14 protein-coding genes are annotated in these 14,991 nt (G+C 72.2%); 7 read left to right on the top strand and 7 right to left on the bottom strand.

Features of this window, described 5'->3' with window-relative positions; genetic code table 11:
• Positions 1 to 13 precede the first annotated feature (13 nt).
• On the top strand, positions 14 to 865 hold the full coding sequence (locus ABT070_RS03080) for an NAD-dependent epimerase/dehydratase family protein (protein ID WP_351753792.1): 852 nt from the start codon (positions 14 to 16) through the stop codon (positions 863 to 865).
• A gap of 3 nt (positions 866 to 868) precedes the next feature.
• Here ABT070_RS03080 and ABT070_RS03075 read toward each other — a convergent pair whose 3' ends face one another.
• The 4 genes from ABT070_RS03075 to ABT070_RS03060 all read right to left on the bottom strand — a co-directional run bounded on the left by ABT070_RS03075 (position 869) and on the right by ABT070_RS03060 (position 4,725).
• On the bottom strand, positions 869 to 2,131 hold the full coding sequence (locus ABT070_RS03075) for an MFS transporter (RefSeq protein ID WP_351753790.1): 1,263 nt from the start codon (positions 2,129 to 2,131) through the stop codon (positions 869 to 871).
• Entirely contained in the window at positions 2,128 to 3,450 is a 1,323-nt protein-coding gene (locus ABT070_RS03070) for a GH1 family beta-glucosidase (RefSeq protein WP_351753787.1), read from the bottom strand. Before ABT070_RS03070 ends, ABT070_RS03075 begins: the two co-directional genes overlap by 4 nt.
• 102 nt (positions 3,451 to 3,552) lie before the next feature.
• Positions 3,553 to 3,819, bottom strand: coding sequence for a protealysin inhibitor emfourin (locus ABT070_RS03065; RefSeq protein WP_351753784.1), 267 nt, complete (start codon positions 3,817 to 3,819; stop codon positions 3,553 to 3,555).
• Positions 3,820 to 3,840: 21 nt separating this feature from the next.
• Positions 3,841 to 4,725 (bottom strand): M4 family metallopeptidase, encoded by an 885-nt coding sequence (locus ABT070_RS03060; RefSeq protein WP_451099393.1) that lies wholly within the window; start codon positions 4,723 to 4,725, stop codon positions 3,841 to 3,843.
• Positions 4,726 to 5,277: 552 nt separating this feature from the next.
• On the opposite strand from ABT070_RS03060, the gene leuA reads away from it, so the two are divergent.
• The 5 genes from leuA to ABT070_RS03035 all read left to right on the top strand — a co-directional run bounded on the left by leuA (position 5,278) and on the right by ABT070_RS03035 (position 12,181).
• Positions 5,278 to 6,999, top strand: coding sequence for a 2-isopropylmalate synthase (gene leuA, locus ABT070_RS03055; RefSeq protein WP_351753778.1), 1,722 nt, complete (start codon positions 5,278 to 5,280; stop codon positions 6,997 to 6,999).
• 186 nt (positions 7,000 to 7,185) lie between these two features.
• On the top strand, positions 7,186 to 7,881 hold the full coding sequence (locus ABT070_RS03050; protein WP_351753776.1) for a TerB family tellurite resistance protein: 696 nt from the start codon (positions 7,186 to 7,188) through the stop codon (positions 7,879 to 7,881).
• 159 nt (positions 7,882 to 8,040) lie between these two features.
• Positions 8,041 to 10,134 (top strand): MMPL family transporter, encoded by a 2,094-nt coding sequence (locus ABT070_RS03045; protein WP_351754429.1) that lies wholly within the window; start codon positions 8,041 to 8,043, stop codon positions 10,132 to 10,134.
• 68 nt (positions 10,135 to 10,202) lie between these two features.
• Positions 10,203 to 11,510 carry a sensor histidine kinase gene (locus ABT070_RS03040; RefSeq protein ID WP_351753774.1) on the top strand — a complete coding sequence of 436 codons (1,308 nt, stop codon included), beginning with the start codon at positions 10,203 to 10,205 and terminating at the stop codon, positions 11,508 to 11,510.
• A 56-nt stretch (positions 11,511 to 11,566) separates the two neighbouring features.
• The gene (locus ABT070_RS03035; protein WP_451099396.1) at positions 11,567 to 12,181 is read left to right on the top strand and encodes a response regulator; all 615 of its coding nucleotides are present in this window, start codon (positions 11,567 to 11,569) and stop codon (positions 12,179 to 12,181) included.
• Between the two features lie 123 nt (positions 12,182 to 12,304).
• On the opposite strand, the gene ABT070_RS03030 is transcribed toward ABT070_RS03035, so the two are convergent.
• Both ABT070_RS03030 and ABT070_RS03025 read right to left on the bottom strand, forming a co-directional pair.
• Entirely contained in the window at positions 12,305 to 13,285 is a 981-nt protein-coding gene (locus ABT070_RS03030; protein WP_351753768.1) for a hypothetical protein, read from the bottom strand.
• Entirely contained in the window at positions 13,282 to 13,908 is a 627-nt protein-coding gene (locus ABT070_RS03025; RefSeq protein WP_351753765.1) for a SigE family RNA polymerase sigma factor, read from the bottom strand. The genes ABT070_RS03030 and ABT070_RS03025 overlap by 4 nt, the downstream gene beginning before the upstream one ends.
• Before the next feature lie 80 nt (positions 13,909 to 13,988).
• Between ABT070_RS03025 and ABT070_RS03020 the strand changes: the two genes are divergently transcribed.
• Positions 13,989 to 14,441, top strand: a complete 453-nt coding sequence (locus tag ABT070_RS03020) for a protein-tyrosine phosphatase family protein (protein WP_351753763.1) — start codon at positions 13,989 to 13,991, stop codon at positions 14,439 to 14,441.
• Here the strand turns inward: ABT070_RS03020 and ABT070_RS03015 are convergent.
• Complete coding sequence (locus ABT070_RS03015) at positions 14,431 to 14,892, bottom strand: GNAT family N-acetyltransferase (protein ID WP_351753761.1); 462 nt, start codon at positions 14,890 to 14,892, stop codon at positions 14,431 to 14,433. The genes ABT070_RS03020 and ABT070_RS03015 overlap by 11 nt on opposite strands.
• Positions 14,893 to 14,991: the final 99 nt, after the last annotated feature.

The following is a 14,991-nucleotide window of genomic DNA, read 5'->3' as shown; positions in this document are numbered from 1 at the left end:
GGAGCGGACGACGATGTTGACACTGGTGACGGGTACGACAGGGCAGGTCGGACGGCGTTTCGTGCCGAGGCTGCTGGCGCAGGCGGGACCGGGGAAGGTGCGGGTGCTGGTGCGTGACGCCGCCCGCGCGGAGCGGTTCGCGGAGCTGGGCGCCGAGGTGCTGACCGGGGATCTGCGGGACGCGGAGGCGCTCGGCAAGGCGGTGGCCGGGGTGGACGCGGTCGTGAATGTCGCGGCGTCCTTCCGCGGGGTGCCGGACGAGGAGGCGTGGGCCGTCAACCGGGACGCGGCGGTGGCACTCGGCAGCGCCGCGCTGGCCGCAGGCGTCAAGCGGTTCGTGCAGGTCAGCACGGGGATCGTGTACGGCGTGGGGCGGGGCCGCCCACTGACCGAGGAGGACGAGATCCGGCCCGGCGGCGAGATGTGGGGCGCCTACGCCGAGTCGAAGGCGGCGGCCGAGCGGGAGCTCCTCGCGTCGGAGGGCATGGAGGTGCGCGTCGGCCGGCTGCCGTTCGTCTACGGCGAGGGCGATCCGCATCTCGCCCAGTCGTTGCGCTGGGCCGCGCACTGGGCGGGAACCCAGCGGCTCCAGATGGCCCACCACGCGGACGTCGCCCAGGGCCTGCTGCGTCTGCTGTACGCGCCGGGCGTCACGAGCCCGGTCTACAACATCGCCGACGACGCCCCGGTGACCGCGGTCGAGCTGCACCAGCTCAACGGCGTCGAGGTGCCCGACGAGCTGCGCACCCGGACCGATCCCGACCCGTGGTTCGGGATCATGTCCACCCAGCGCATCCGCCGTGACCTCGGCTTCCGGCCCCTCTATCCGAGCGTCTGGGCGGCCCGGGACGCCGGAGTCCTCTGACGGTCAGTCCACCCCCCGGATCCGGCCCACCAGCACCGCCCCCGCCAGCCCGACCACCGCCGCCACCAGGTACAGCACCCGGTAGCCGCCCAGGTAGGTCACGATCGGCGCGGCGAGGACGGGGGCCGCGACCTGGGGCAGGGCGTTGGCCACGTTGATGACGCCCAGGTCCTTGCCCCGGTCGCCGGCCTTCGGCAGCACGTCCGTCATCAGCGCGAAGTCGACCGACGTGAACACGCCGAAGCCGATGCCCAGCACCGCCGCCGCGACGATCGCCCCCGGCCAGGTCTGCCAGAGCGCCAGTCCCGCCGTCGCCACCGCCATCAGCACGCCCGACCAGATGACGAACGGCTTGCGCCTGCCGACCCGGTCCGACCACGCGCCCCCGACGACCACCGTGGCGAGCAGCGTCAGCCCGTTCACCGCCGTCAGGATCAGCACGCCCTGTTCGGGGTCGGAGTGGTGCAGGCGGTCGCGCAGGTAGTAGAGGAGGTAGAGCAGCACCAGCGCGTTGCTCAGGTTCATCAGGAAGCGGGTGAGCCATGCCCAGCCCAGGTCGGGGTAGGTGCGCGGGCTCAGCCAGAACCCGGCCGCGAAGCCCCGCCAGGACCAGGCCGGCCGGTCCGCCGCCGCCAGCCGCAGATCCTCGTACCGCAGCACGTAGGGCAGCACGCCGAGCGTCGTGAACACCGCGCACGCCACGTATCCCGCGCCGACGCCCCCGGCGGCCGTCGCGAGTCCGGTGCCGCCGACCACGCCCAGGATCTGGGCCGCGCCCAACCAGCCGCCCACCGAGCCCCGTTGGAGCCGGGGGACCCGGTCGGGGACGGCGGCCGTCACCGCCGCGAAGGCCGCGTTCAGCGTGAGCTGGACCAGGCACCAGCCCGCCGCCATGGTCCAGACCCCGTGCGCTCCCGCGAGCAGCAGCAGGGAGAGGGCGCCGCCCGCCGTTCCCGCCACGATCCACGGCGTACGGCGGCCCCGGCGGGAGGTCGTGCGGTCCGACAGCGCGCCGAAGAGGGGGTTCGCGGCCAGGGACGCCACCGCGCCCACGCCCGTCACCCAGGCCAGCATCGTCTCCTTCGACATGCCCGAGCCGGGTGCGAAGTCCTCGGCCTGGGAGGCCAGCAGGATCTGGAGGGGGCCGTACCAGCCCACCCAGATCGCCCCGTTGGCGAGGGACAGGGCCGACGTCCAGCCCCGGCCCACCCGCTCGACGGGCTCGGCCAGGGCGGCGGCCGCCGGAGCCCTGTCCGCCGTCGTCATCTCTGGGCCCGCAGGACGTCCCGCAGCCAGGCGTACGACGCCTTCGGGGTCCGCTCCTGGGTCTCGAAGTCCACGTGGACCAGGCCGAAGCGGCGCTCGTACCCCTCCGCCCACTCGAAGTTGTCGAGCAGCGACCACACGAAGTAGCCGCGCACGTCGACGCCCGCCTCGACCGCCCGGTGCAGGGCCCGGAGATGGCCGTCCAGGTAGGCGATGCGCTCCTGGTCGTCCACGCCCTCGTAACTGCATCCGTTCTCGGTGATGACGACCGGGGGGAGCCGGTCGCCGTAGCGGTCGCGGAAGGTGGTGAGGAGTTCCGTCAGGCCCTCGGGGACGACCGGCCAGCCGAAGTCCGTCACCGGGACGTCCTCTATCTGCTGGACGGAGAAGGGCAGTTCGGCCGGCATGCGGATGCCGCCGAACTCGATCTCCGTGCCCTGGGGGGCGCCCACCTTCGTCGGGGCGTAGTAGTTGATCCCGTACCAGTCGAGCGGCTCCGAGATCACCTTGAGGTCGGCCTGCACGTCTCCCGGCATCAACTCGCCGAGGCCTTCCGGGTATTCGCCCAGCAGGATCGGCTCCGCGAACAGCCGGTTCAGCAGGACGTCGTAGAAGGCCGCCGCCTCGATGTCGGCCGGTTCCCGGGAGGCCGGCCAGGTCGGGCCGTGGGAGTTGGCGATGCCGATGTCCGTGGCCCCGGCCGCGCGCAGCGCCTGGACGGCGAGGCCGTGCCCCAGCAACTGGTGGTGGGCGGCCGGGAGCGCGTCGAACAGCAGCTGCCTGCCGGGCGCGTGGGTGCCGAGGGCGTGCCCCAGCAGGGTGTGCTCGGCGGGCTCGTTGATGGTGATCCACTTCCGCACGCGGTCGCCGAGACGCCCGGCGACCACCGACACGTACTCGGCGAACCGGGCCGCCGTGTCCCGCTCCAGCCAGTCGAGCCGGGCCGGCAGGTCCCAGTGGAAGAGGGTGGGGACCGGGCGTACGCCGGCCGCGCACAGCTCGTCGACGAGCCGGTCGTAGAAGTCGAGACCGCCGGGCGAGTCCACCCTCGGCCATGAGACCGAGAAGCGGTAGGCGTCCACGCCCAGGCCCGACAGGAGCGCCACGTCCTCGGGGTAGCGGTGGTAGTGGTCGCAGGCCACCGCCGCCGTGGAGCCGTCCTTCACCCGTCCCGGCACGGCGGTGAAGGTGTCCCAGACCGAAGGTTCGCGGAGCTCCGCCGCGCCCTCGATCTGATGCGCGGAGGTGGACACGCCCCACAGGAAGTCTGCCGGGAACCGGGGCATCGGGTTCGCCGCGTCGCGCGGATCGTTCGCCATGGGCGGGATCATGCTTACCGCTGGGTAAGGAAGTCAACGTCCCGGCGTGAACTGCCAGTTATGACCCTCCCGCGAGCTCTTCGCAAGCCCCCGCGCGCCCCCTCAGGCGCCTTCCTTCAGGACCCGCGAGATCAGCTCGCGCTGCTCCTCCGTGAGCCGGGGATCGGCCGCGTGCACCGTCCTGCCGTCCACGGTGATCTCGTAGCTGAAGCCGTCCGGTACGCCGACCGGAGGCGCGCCCCGGCCGGCGGCGACCGCCCGCTCGGCCAGGGCGTGCCACTCGGGGGCGTCGGGCCGTCCCGAGGTGTCGACCTCGGCACGGCGCTCGATGCCCGCGAACCCGCCCGTGCGACTCACCTGAATACGCATGGGTCCCTGTCTATTACGGACTCAGAGAATCCGCACCCCCACCTGCTCCCACGCCTTCTCCACGGCCTGGAGTTCCTCCCCGCCGCTGCCGAAGCGCTCGCGCGCGGCCTTCACCGTCAGCTTGGCGAAGTCGCTGAAGAAGGCCCGCTCGGAGAGCTCGCCGCCGGTCAGGACGTCGTACCAGAGCTGGCCTGCCTTCTCCCAGGCGTAGCCGCCGAGGGCGGTGGCGGCCAGGTAGAACGCGTGGTTGGGGATGCCGGAGTTGATGTGGACGCCGCCGTTGTCGCGGCCGGTGCGGACGTACTCGTCCATCGTCGCGGGCTGCGGGTCCTTGCCGAGGACGTCGTCGTCGTACGCGGTGCCCGGCGCCTTCATGGAGCGCAGGGCGGTGCCGGTGACGTCCGGGGCGAGCAGGCCCGCGCCGATCAGCCAGTCGGCCTCGGCGGCGGTCTGGCCGAGCGAGTACTGCTTGATGAGCGAGCCGAAGACGTCGGACATCGACTCGTTGAGGGCGCCCGGCTGGCCGTTGTAGGTCAGGTTCGCCGTGTACTGCGTGACGCCGTGGGTGAGCTCGTGCCCGATCACGTCGATGGAGTTGGTGAAGTCGACGAAGATCTCGCCGTCGCCGTCGCCGAACACCATCTGCTCGCCGTTCCAGAAGGCGTTGTTGTAGCCCTCGTCGTAGTGGACGGTGGCGTCGAGGGGCAGGCCGTCGCCGTCGATCGAGTGGCGCTGGTAGGCCTTCAGATAGAGGTCGAAGGTGGCGCCGAGCCCGGAGTAGGCGCGGTTGACGGTGGCGTCCTGTCCGGGGTCCTGGCCCTCGGCGCGGACCTTGGTGCCGGGCAGGGAGGTGCCGTGCTCGGCGTCGTAGAGGGTGCGCAGCGGCTGGTCCGACGGCGCTTTCACCGTCGGGGCGGCCAGCAGGCCGTACTCGGTGTTCACCTGGCGCAGGGCGCGCAGCTCGCTGTCGCGCAGGATGGTGCGCCGGGCGGGACCGGAGAGAGCGGGGTTGTCGTTCCGCGCCAGCCGGTCGAGGACGTGCGGCGGTACGACGGTGCAGAAGACGGGCTCGAAGCCCCCGTGAGTCGTCATGTCCGGCACCTTTGCACTGCGTCATACCGCTGTCACCACCGGCAACCATGATTGGTGAAATACGGTGACAAAGGGGCTCGACCCGCGACGCCGGATGCTATGGCGGAGGGGGGTCGAGTGGCGTGGCGCACGTTCTGTACCTTTTCCTGTGGTTCCTCCCGTCGGTCCCGCATACTGGAACGGTCCCGCGTGACGGAAGCGGCTCGGCTAGGCTGCGGAGCACTATGCATTTCGGGCTGCTTCTCCTTAGCTGCCGCGGCGAGGGCCTGTAGTCGAGGCCGACCCCCTCCCCGCGGTGCTTGGTGTTGCGCGTCGGCCGTCCTTCCGTCCGGACAATCTCCGGTCACCCCGAGGAGCCACCGCATCATGGCGAACCGCCAGCAGCCCAGTCACATGCCGATCCACAAGTACGGACAGTACGACCAGGTCGACATCCCCGACCGCACCTGGCCCGACAAGCGGATCACCGTCGCCCCTCGCTGGCTCTCCACCGACCTGCGTGACGGCAACCAGGCCCTGATCGACCCCATGTCGCCCGAGCGCAAGCGCCGGATGTTCGACCAGCTGGTCGCGATGGGCTACAAGGAGATCGAGGTCGGCTTCCCGGCCTCCGGCCAGACCGACTTCGACTTCGTGCGCTCGATCGTCGAGGAAGAGGGCGCGATCCCGGACGACGTGACGATCTCCGTACTGACCCAGGCCCGCGAGGACCTGATCGAGCGGACCGTGGAGTCCCTGAAGGGCGCCAAGCGGGCGACCGTCCACCTGTACAACGCCACGGCACCCGTGTTCCGCCGGGTCGTCTTCCGCGGCTCCAAGGACGACATCAAGCAGATCGCCGTCGACGGCACCCGTCTGGTCGTCGAGTACGCGGAGAAGCTGCTGGGCCCCGAGACGGAGTTCGGCTACCAGTACAGCCCCGAGATCTTCACCGACACCGAGCTGGACTTCGCCCTGGAGGTCTGCGAGGCCGTCATGGACGTCTGGCAGCCCGGCCCGGGCCGCGAGATCATCCTGAACCTGCCGGCCACCGTCGAGCGCTCCACGCCCTCCACCCACGCCGACCGCTTCGAGTGGATGAGCCGGAACATCTCCCGCCGCGAGCACGTCGTCATCTCCGTCCACCCGCACAACGACCGCGGTACGGCCGTCGCCGCCGCCGAGCTGGCGCTGATGGCCGGCGCCGACCGCGTCGAGGGCTGTCTGTTCGGGCAGGGCGAGCGCACCGGCAACGTCGACCTGGTCACCCTGGGCATGAACCTGTTCTCCCAGGGCGTCGACCCGCAGATCGACTTCTCCGACATCGACGAGATCCGTCGCACGTGGGAGTACTGCAACCAGATGGAGGTCCACCCGCGCCACCCGTACGTGGGCGACCTGGTCTACACGTCCTTCTCCGGCTCCCACCAGGACGCCATCAAGAAGGGCTTCGACGCGATGGAGGCCGACGCGGCCGCCAAGGGCGTCACCGTCGACGACATCGAGTGGGCGGTCCCGTACCTGCCGATCGACCCGAAGGACGTCGGCCGCTCCTACGAGGCCGTCATCCGCGTCAACTCGCAGTCCGGCAAGGGCGGTATCGCGTACGTCCTGAAGAACGACCACAAGCTGGACCTGCCCCGCCGGATGCAGATCGAGTTCTCCAAGCTCATCCAGGCGAAGACGGACGCCGAGGGCGGCGAGGTCACCGGCGGCGCCATCTGGGGGGTCTTCCAGGACGAGTACCTGCCGAACCCGGAGAACCCCTGGGGCCGTATCCAGGTCCGCACGGGCCAGTCCACGACCGACACCGACGGCGTCGACACCCTGACCGTCGAGGCCACGGTCGACGGCGAGGACACCGTCCTGACCGGCTCCGGCAACGGCCCGATCTCGGCCTTCTTCAACGCCCTGGAGTCCGTCGGCATCGACGTGCGCCTGCTCGACTACCAGGAGCACACGATGAGCGAGGGCGCCTCCGCGCAGGCCGCCTCCTACATCGAATGCGCGATCGACGACAAGATCCTGTGGGGGATCGGCATCGACGCGAACACGACGCGTGCGTCGCTGAAGGCGGTCGTCTCCGCCGTCAACCGCGCGACCCGCTGACCGGCCTGACCGGGACTTTCGGGGCCCCGACCGCTGTATACGGCGGCCGGGGCCCCGTCGTATATCGGCCACGCCCCGGTGGAGGTAACGGGAAGGTCTCGTCCTGGGTGCTGACTACACCTCATGGATGTGGCTAACATCACGGAGGCGTGCGGCGATGTTGCCGCGGGGTTACGGAGGTGCGACGTGCTGCCAGAACGGGGACGTGACGGCCGTGTCACCGGGCTTGCCCGCATCCTGGGTACCCGTACCGCGTGGACACCCGCGGGCGACGGCGAGTTCTTCTGCCCGGGCTGCGGCGGCGACCGCAACTACCAGCGGCTGACCGGCCAGCGCCGCTTCACCCTCCTCGGCATGCCGGTCGTGCCACGCGGCGAGACCGGCCCGGTCGTCGAGTGCGCGGCCTGCCGCCGTCACTTCGGCACCGACGTCCTCGACCACCCCACCACCATCCGCTTCTCGGCGATGCTCCGCGACGCCGTCCACACCGTCGCCCTCGCGGTCCTGTCCGCGGGCGGCGCCTGCGCCCGTACGTCCCTGGAGACGGCGGCGGGCGCGGTGCGGGCGGCCGGCTTCGCCGACTGCACGGAGGAACAGCTCGCCGCGCTCGTCGCCGCCCTCGCCTCCGACACCGGCCAGAACCACGGCGAACCGTACGGCCCGGGACTGGCCATAGAGCTCCACGAGGCACTCGACCCGCTCGCCCCGCACCTCGCCGCGGTGGGCCGCGAATCGATCCTGCTCCAGGGCGCCCGCATCGCCCTCGCGGACGGCCCGTACACCCCGGCCGAACGAGAGGTCCTCACGACGGTGGGCGCGGCCCTGACGATCCGCGCGGAGGACGTGACCCGGTTGCTGGTGGCGGCCCGGACACCGTCCTGATACTCCCCGGGGAGTAGTCCCCCCGTCCGGTCACCCCCGGCAGTACTCCCGAACTCGCCCTCACGCGCGACGATCCGCCCGCCGCGGGCCGGAAGTCTGGAGAGCGCAACCAGACAGCCGTGCCGAAGGGAGGCCCGTTTCATGGGGGCCGGAGATTTCATGGGGACCGGGAAGACGAAGGGCCGGCGCAGCGCCATCCCCTGGGTGGTGCTCGCACTGTGGGTGGGCATACTCGCGTTCGCCTCGCCGTTCGCCGCCAAGCTCGCCGACGTACAGCACGACCGGGTCACCGACTACCTGCCGGCGAGCGCCGACTCGACCAGGGTCGCCAGGCTCCAGGAGCAGTTGCCCGGCGGTGAGAGCACCGAGCTGGTGCTGGTCTACCACCGCGACGGCGGGCTGACCGCCGCCGACCGGACCACGGCCCGGGAGCAGGTCGCCGAGATCGCCGGGGACCACGCGCTGACCGGGGCCCCGCGAGGCGTCCCGTCCGCCGACGGCACCACGCTCATGTACCCGGTCGCCACCAACGAGCCCGGCACCGACGAGGAGAAGCGGGACGCCTTCGTCGAGAACGTACGGGAAGTCGCCCACAGCGAGGGCGGGTTGACCGTCGAGGTGGGCGGGACGGGGGCGCTGGCCACCGACGCGAGCAAGGTCTACGACTCGCTCGGCGGGCCGCTGCTCTACACCACCGTCGGTGTCGTCGCCGTCCTGCTGATCCTCATCTACCGCAGCCCGGTGCTGTGGCTGGTGCCGCTCGCCGCGGCCGGGATCGCCGACTACCTGTCCATGGGCGTCGCCTACGGCCTCAACCAGGGCTTCGGCACCTCGGTGTCGGGGCAGAGCTCGGGCATCATGACCATCCTCGTCTTCGGTGCGGGGACGGACTACGCGCTGTTGCTCGTCTCCCGCTACCGGGAGGAACTGCGGCGCGTGGAGCGGCCGTACGACGCCATGCGGGCGGCGCTGCGCGGCTGCGGTCCCGCCGTGCTCGCCTCCTCCGGGACCGTCGCCGCCGGACTGCTGTGCCTGCTCGCCGCCGACCTCAACTCCAACCGGGGCATGGGCCCGCTGGGCACGGTGGGGGTGCTGTGCGCGCTCGTCACGATGCTCACGCTGCTGCCCGCGCTCCTCGTCCTGCTGGGCCGCCGGGTGTTCTGGCCGCTGGTGCCCGCCTACGGCAGCACACCCAAGGTCCGCCGGTCGCTGTTCGCCGCGATGGGCACCTCGGCCGGACGGCGTCCGCGGACCGTCCTGGCGGCCGGCGCCGTGCTGCTCGGCGCCCTCGCGCTGGGCGTGCTGAACCTGCCCGGCGCGGTCAAGCAGCAGGACTCCTTCGTCGACCGGCCCGAGTCGGTCGTCGCCATGCAGACGCTGGCCGAGGCCTTCCCCGAGCAGTCCGCCCAGCCCATCGACGTGCTGACCCCGGCCGGCCGGGCCGACGCCACCCTCGCCGCGATCCGGGACACGGACGGCGTCGCCGAGGCACGCAAGGGCCGGACCGCAGAAGGCTGGACGGAGATCGCGGTGACCGCCGCCGCGCCGCCGCAGTCCACCGCCGAGACGGCGACCATCGAGGCACTGCGGGACCGGCTGGCCGGCTCCTACGTCGGCGGGCCGAGCGCCCAGCAGATCGACCTCGTGGACACCAACGCCCGCGACCGGCTCATCGTCGTGCCGATCGTCCTCGTCTCCGTCCTGCTCGTCCTGATCGTGCTGCTGCGCTCGCTCGTCGCGCCGCTGATGCTCGTCGCCGCCGTGGTCGCGGTGTGGGGTGCGGCGCTCGGCCTGGGCGGGCTGGTGTTCGGGCCGGTGTTCGGCTTCGAGGGCACGGATCCGGGGCTGGGGCTGCTGTCCTTCGTGTTCCTGGTAGCCCTCGGGGTCGACTACGGCATCTTCCTCATGCACCGGATGCGGGAGGAGTCCATGCGCGGCACCGATCCCGTCGCCGCGGCGCTGACCGCGCTGCGGACGACCGGCGGGGTCATCGCGTCCGCCGGCCTCGTCCTCGCCGCGACCTTCGCCGTGCTGACGAACATGGGGCTCGTCCAACTCGTCGAGCTGGGCTTCGTGATCGCGGTGGGGGTGCTGCTGGACACGTTCCTCGTCCGCACCTATCTCGTGACCAGCGCGAGCGTGGCGCTGGGACGCAAGGTGTGGTGGCCGGGGCGGCTGTCGCGGGAGCCCGGGACGGAGCCCGAGCGGCCCGAGCAGCCGGACCGGCCCGAGCGGCAGACGGAACCGGTGTGAGCCGCTCGCGGACCGGCGGGGCGCCCCTCCTCTCCCGGAGGGGCGCCCCCGTGCCGCAGGATGAACCCGTGCAGGAGACCACGACCACGGTGTCACCCCGCCGGGGCGAGCGGATCATGGCGGCGATCAACCGCGACCCCCGCACCGCCCCGCACGGCACCCGCAACGACGTACTGCTGGCCGTCGCGACGACCCTGCTCGGAACGGTCCTCGCCCTGTTCGTGGACGACGGGCCCCGGCCCGACGCGCTCGGCTGGACGCTGCTGCTGACCGCGAACGTGCCCCTCGCGTGGCGACGCCGTCGGCCGATACTTGTCCTGCTCGCGGTGGTGGCCTGCGTCGCCCCGTACCACGCCCTCGACAACAACCACGCCGGGCCCGTCGCCACGACCATGGTGGCGCTGTACACGGTCGCGGCGACCGGCACGGTGCGCCGGACCCTGATCACCGGGGGTGCCGTCCTCGGCCCTGCCCTGATCGTCGACATCCTCACCGACCCGGCCGAAGCGCTGGAGCTCCTGCGGATCTCCGGCTGGATCATCGCCTGTCTGTTCTGCGGCATCGACGTCCGCTACTACCGCCGGTACGTCGCCGCCATCGTCGAGCGCGCCGAACGCGCCGAACGCACCCGGGAGGAGGAGGCCCGCCGGCGCGTCGCCGAGGAACGTCTGCGCATCGCCCGCGACCTGCACGACCTCCTCGCGCACACCATCACCCTGATCGGTGTGCAGACCTCCGTCGCCGCGCACGTCCTGGCCGCCGACCCCGACCGCCTCGACCGCGCGGCCGTCGCCAAGGCCCTCGACGACATCGCCGGGACCTGCCGCAGCGCCCGCGGCGAACTCCGTACGACGCTGGAGGTGTTGCGCGACCTCGGCGCACCGGACGCCCGGGGCTCGCTCCCGGGTCTGCACGGTCTGCCCGACCTCGCGGAGACGGCCCGCGCGGCCGGTGCGCGGGTCGAACTGACGGTACGGTCCGGGGAGGTACCGCCCGCGGTCGGCGCGGCCGCCTACCGGATCGTGCAGGAGGCGCTGACGAACGCGGTGCGGCACGGCGGCCGGGACGGCGGACCCGACGACCTGGCGGCGGGGGTCGGAGTGCGGGTCCGGGTGTACGAGGAGCAGGACGCCCTGCGGCTCAGGGTCACCGACGACGGCGCGGGCGCGGACACGGGGGGAGACGGCGGCATGGGGGCGGACGGCGGCGCGGGCGGAGGCGGCCGGGCGGCGGAAGGCGGTCGTGCGCCCGGTTTCGGGATCGTCGGGATGCGGGAGCGGGCGCGCAGCGTCGGCGGCTCGCTGGAGGCCGGACCGCGCGACGACGGGAAGGGCTTCGAAGTGAGCGCCGTGCTGCCGCACGGGAGGGACCGGTGAAGCCGCTCAGAGTGCTGCTCGCCGACGACCAGACCCTCGTACGGGAGGCGTTCGCGATGCTCGTCGAGTCGGCGCCGGACATGCGGGTGGTCGGACAGGCCGGAACCGGCCGGGAGGCCGTGGCGCTGGCCCGCGGCCGACGCCCCGACCTGGTGGTGATGGACATCCGGATGCCCGACCTCGACGGCATCGAGGCGACCCGGCTGATCGCCGCCGACGAGGAGCTGGCCGGGGTACGCGTCCTCGTCCTGACCACGTACGACACCGACGAGAACATCGTCGAGGCGCTGCGCGCGGGGGCGGCCGGCTTCCTGGTGAAGGACACCCGGCCCGCCGACCTCCTCGACGCCATCCGCACGGTCGCCGCGGGCGAGGCGCTGCTGTCGCCGGGGCCCACCGCCCGGCTGATCGCCCAGTTCCTGCGCAGCCCCTCCGGGCCGCCCGCGGCGGGCGGCCCGGAGTGCCTCTCCGACCGGGAGTGCGAGGTGCTGGCCCTGGTCGCGAGGGGCCTCACCAACACCGAGATCGCCGAGGAGCTGGGCCTCAGCCCGCTCACCGCGAAGACGCACGTCAGCCGGATCATGGGCAAGCTGGGCGCACGGGACCGGGCCCAACTGGTCATCGTGGCCTACGAGTCGGGGCTGGTGACCCCGGGGCCGAGCGCTCCCTGAACGGCAGGCCCGAGGCGGTGCCGGTCAGGGAGCGGTGCCGCCCTGACAGGTGCCGCCTTCTGACGGGTGCCGGGTTCTGACACGTGCCGCCTCCTGGCGGGTGCCGGGTTCTGACGGGTGCCGCTAGGGCAGCTTCCGGTCGTAGGTCTCGTCCTCGTCGGAGTCGTAGACCAGCTTGCCGGAACCGTCGTAGCCCTTGATGTGCGGGGCCAGCGTGACCTGCTGGTCCAGCAGGCCGGCGGCGACGAACCAGCCGTGGTCCAGGGTCGCTGCCACGGGGCCGCCGTCGCCGTAGGAGACGGTCACCTTGGCCACCGACGCCTCGACGGTACCGATGACCCCCCACCGGAACGGCAGTTTCCACCTGCCCTTGTCGATGAACGACTGCTGGTACAGCTTGCCGCCGTTGATGTCTGCCACGACCGGGCCCGCACCCGGCGCGTCGGCGTCGCTGGAGCTGGTGCTGATGCCCGAGGCCACACCGTCCTTGAGGGAGCAGACCACCCGGAATCCCGCCGGCCGCTCCTTCACCGCGACGACGTAGATGCCGTCCCCGGCGTCGTTGGAGTCGCCGGTGCTCTTGATCGCCAGGATGATCCGGTAGTCGTCGGCCTCGCCGAGATCGCCGGCGCCGCCGGCCGGCCCGCCCTCGGCGTCCAGACACTCCTCCAGCCCGTCCGCCGCCTGCGCGAAGGTGATCCCGTCGAGCAGCTGTCCGTCCGTGGCGGGCCGCGCGGGTCCGCCCTCTGTGCCCGCCGAGGTCGCGGACGGGCTTGAGCCGGTGCTTCCACCCGTGCTTCCCGCCGTGCTCCCGGCCGTGCTGTGCGGGGCGCTGACCGACGGCTTCGACGCCGCCGTGTCGGCGTCCCGCCCCCCGGTCCCCCCGGCCACGGCGTACGCCCCCACCGGCACCGCGGCCAGCGTCATCAGCGCCGCCGAGGTCATCGCCACGCGCCGTCGCCGCTCGGCCAGTCCACGCCGCCGGATCGCCGGATACGGCGCCGACGAGGGCTGGATGGTGTACGCGTCCTCGGCGAGCAGCTCACGCATCCGCTCCTCGAACCCGGAGTCCCCCTGGTCCACCTGCTTTCCCGCCCCGTTCACCTGCTGCCTCCCTGAACCCGACCCTGGATCCGAACCTGGCTGTGCCCCTGCCCCTGCCCCTGCTCCGGCCGCTGTTCCGGCCGCTGTTCCCGCTCCGGCCCGTGACCCCGGCCACCGGACATCGTGCGGTCGGCGGTCAGCCCGGGATACGCGCGCAACTTCGCGAGCCCCTTGGACGCCTGGCTCTTGACCGTGCCGGGCGAGCAGCCGAGCACGTCGGCCACCTCCGCCTCGGACAGGTCCTCCCAGTACCTCAGGACCACCACCGCCCGTTGTTTCGGCGGCAGTTGGGCGAGGCCGGCCAGCAGTGAGCCACGCTCCTCCACCCGCCCCGCGCCCTCGTCGCGCCCCGCCCGCTCCGGCGGTGCCGCGGTCAGCGCCTCGGTGACCCGCCGCTTGCGGAACCGGTCACTGTTGCAACTGACCAGCATCCGCCGCACATACGCCTCGGGGTTGTCGCTGCGCGAGATCCGCCGCCACGACCGGTACGCCTTGGCCAGCGCGGTCTGCGTCAGGTCCTCCGCGTGGTGGACGTCCCCCGTGAGCAGATAGGCGGTCCGTACGAGCCGGGACCACCGGGCTCTGACGAACTCCTGGAACCGGTCCTCTTGTTCGGCCTGCATCAAGCACCCTCCTCGCCCCCCAGACCACCGATTGCGCCGAATCGGTTGCCCGTCCCGCGTGACCACGTTCGAATGGGGTGATGAGAAGCGACGCGTGGGTCTGGCGTGAGGGCGAGCCCGGGGTGCTCCTGCTGCCGTCCGGCCGGCTGGTTCGGGGCCGCGGCCTGCGCCGGCCCCTCGACCCTACGGCCCCCACGCCCGCGTACGGCGTCTACCTCCTCGGCGCGCGGCCCCCGCGCCCGCCCTGGGAGTCCCGCTGGCTCCGCTGGCCCGACTTCCGTCTGCCCGGCGACCGCGCGCAGGCCCGGGAGACCCTCATCGAGGCGTGGCGCCGCGCGGCCGGCGAACGCGTGGAGATAGCCTGCGCCGGCGGCCGCGGCCGCACCGGCACGGCCCTGGCGTGCCTGGCGGTCCTGGACGGCGTACCGCCGGGCGAGGCGGTGGAGTTCGTCCGCCGCCACTACGACCGACGCGCGGTGGAGACGCCCTGGCAGCGCGGGTATGTGCGGGGGTTCGGGGGACTCACAGAGTGAGCGTCATGAGGAGACGGTCCTCGTCGGGGCCGAAGTAGTCCACGCGGGGTCCGCCGGGGTCGGGGACGAAGCCGAGGGAGCGGTACAGGGCGATGGCCGAGTCGTTGCGCGGCTCCACGGAGAGCCGGACGGAATGGGCGCCCTTCGCGCGCAGCTGACCGAGCAGTTTCGTCAGCAGTTGCCGGCCGAAACCCTTTCCGCGCAGTCCGGGGGTGATGGCGAGGCTGAGAACCCAGCTCTGCGCGTCGTTCGGCGAGGTCCCGAGCACGTATCCGTAGAGGTCCGCGCCGTCGTCCACGACATACACGAGGTCGGCGCAGGCGGCGAGGAGTTGGCGCAGGACGAAGTAGGGGTAGGGACCGTGGGGGAAGGCAGCGGCATCGAGGCGCACGATATGGGGTAGATCCGCCTCGGTGACCGCTCTGATCCGTAAGGGTCTTTCTCCGGACATCTGGCTCATTGTCGAACCGGTGCCCGACGGAAAACGATCTCCGGGAAGAGGAGTCATGCGGTCCCCTTGTGAATGTCGACAAATCGAATTGCAGCCAGT

It is taken from the genome of Streptomyces sp. NPDC002884 (genome assembly GCF_040295245.1).
Taxonomy (GTDB): Bacteria; Actinomycetota; Actinomycetes; order Streptomycetales; family Streptomycetaceae; genus Streptomyces.
The sequence above is the reverse complement of the archived record's forward strand: the minus strand, read 5'-3'. Positions and strand labels throughout refer to the sequence as shown.

Bases quoted from the DNA above. Each gene is read 5' to 3' on its own strand.
- ABT070_RS03080 (WP_351753792.1), top strand. From the start codon at position 14: ATGTTGACACTGGTGACGGGTACGACAGGGCAGGTCGGACGGCGTTTC.
- ABT070_RS03075 (WP_351753790.1), bottom strand. From the start codon at position 2,131: ATGACGACGGCGGACAGGGCTCCGGCGGCCGCCGCCCTGGCCGAGCCC.
- ABT070_RS03070 (WP_351753787.1), bottom strand. From the start codon at position 3,450: ATGGCGAACGATCCGCGCGACGCGGCGAACCCGATGCCCCGGTTCCCG.
- ABT070_RS03065 (WP_351753784.1), bottom strand. From the start codon at position 3,819: ATGCGTATTCAGGTGAGTCGCACGGGCGGGTTCGCGGGCATCGAGCGC.
- leuA (WP_351753778.1), top strand. From the start codon at position 5,278: ATGGCGAACCGCCAGCAGCCCAGTCACATGCCGATCCACAAGTACGGA.
- ABT070_RS03045 (WP_351754429.1), top strand. From the start codon at position 8,041: ATGGGGACCGGGAAGACGAAGGGCCGGCGCAGCGCCATCCCCTGGGTG.
- ABT070_RS03035 (WP_451099396.1), top strand. From the start codon at position 11,567: ATGCTCGTCGAGTCGGCGCCGGACATGCGGGTGGTCGGACAGGCCGGA.
- ABT070_RS03025 (WP_351753765.1), bottom strand. From the start codon at position 13,908: ATGCAGGCCGAACAAGAGGACCGGTTCCAGGAGTTCGTCAGAGCCCGG.
- ABT070_RS03020 (WP_351753763.1), top strand. From the start codon at position 13,989: ATGAGAAGCGACGCGTGGGTCTGGCGTGAGGGCGAGCCCGGGGTGCTC.
- ABT070_RS03015 (WP_351753761.1), bottom strand. From the start codon at position 14,892: ATGTCCGGAGAAAGACCCTTACGGATCAGAGCGGTCACCGAGGCGGAT.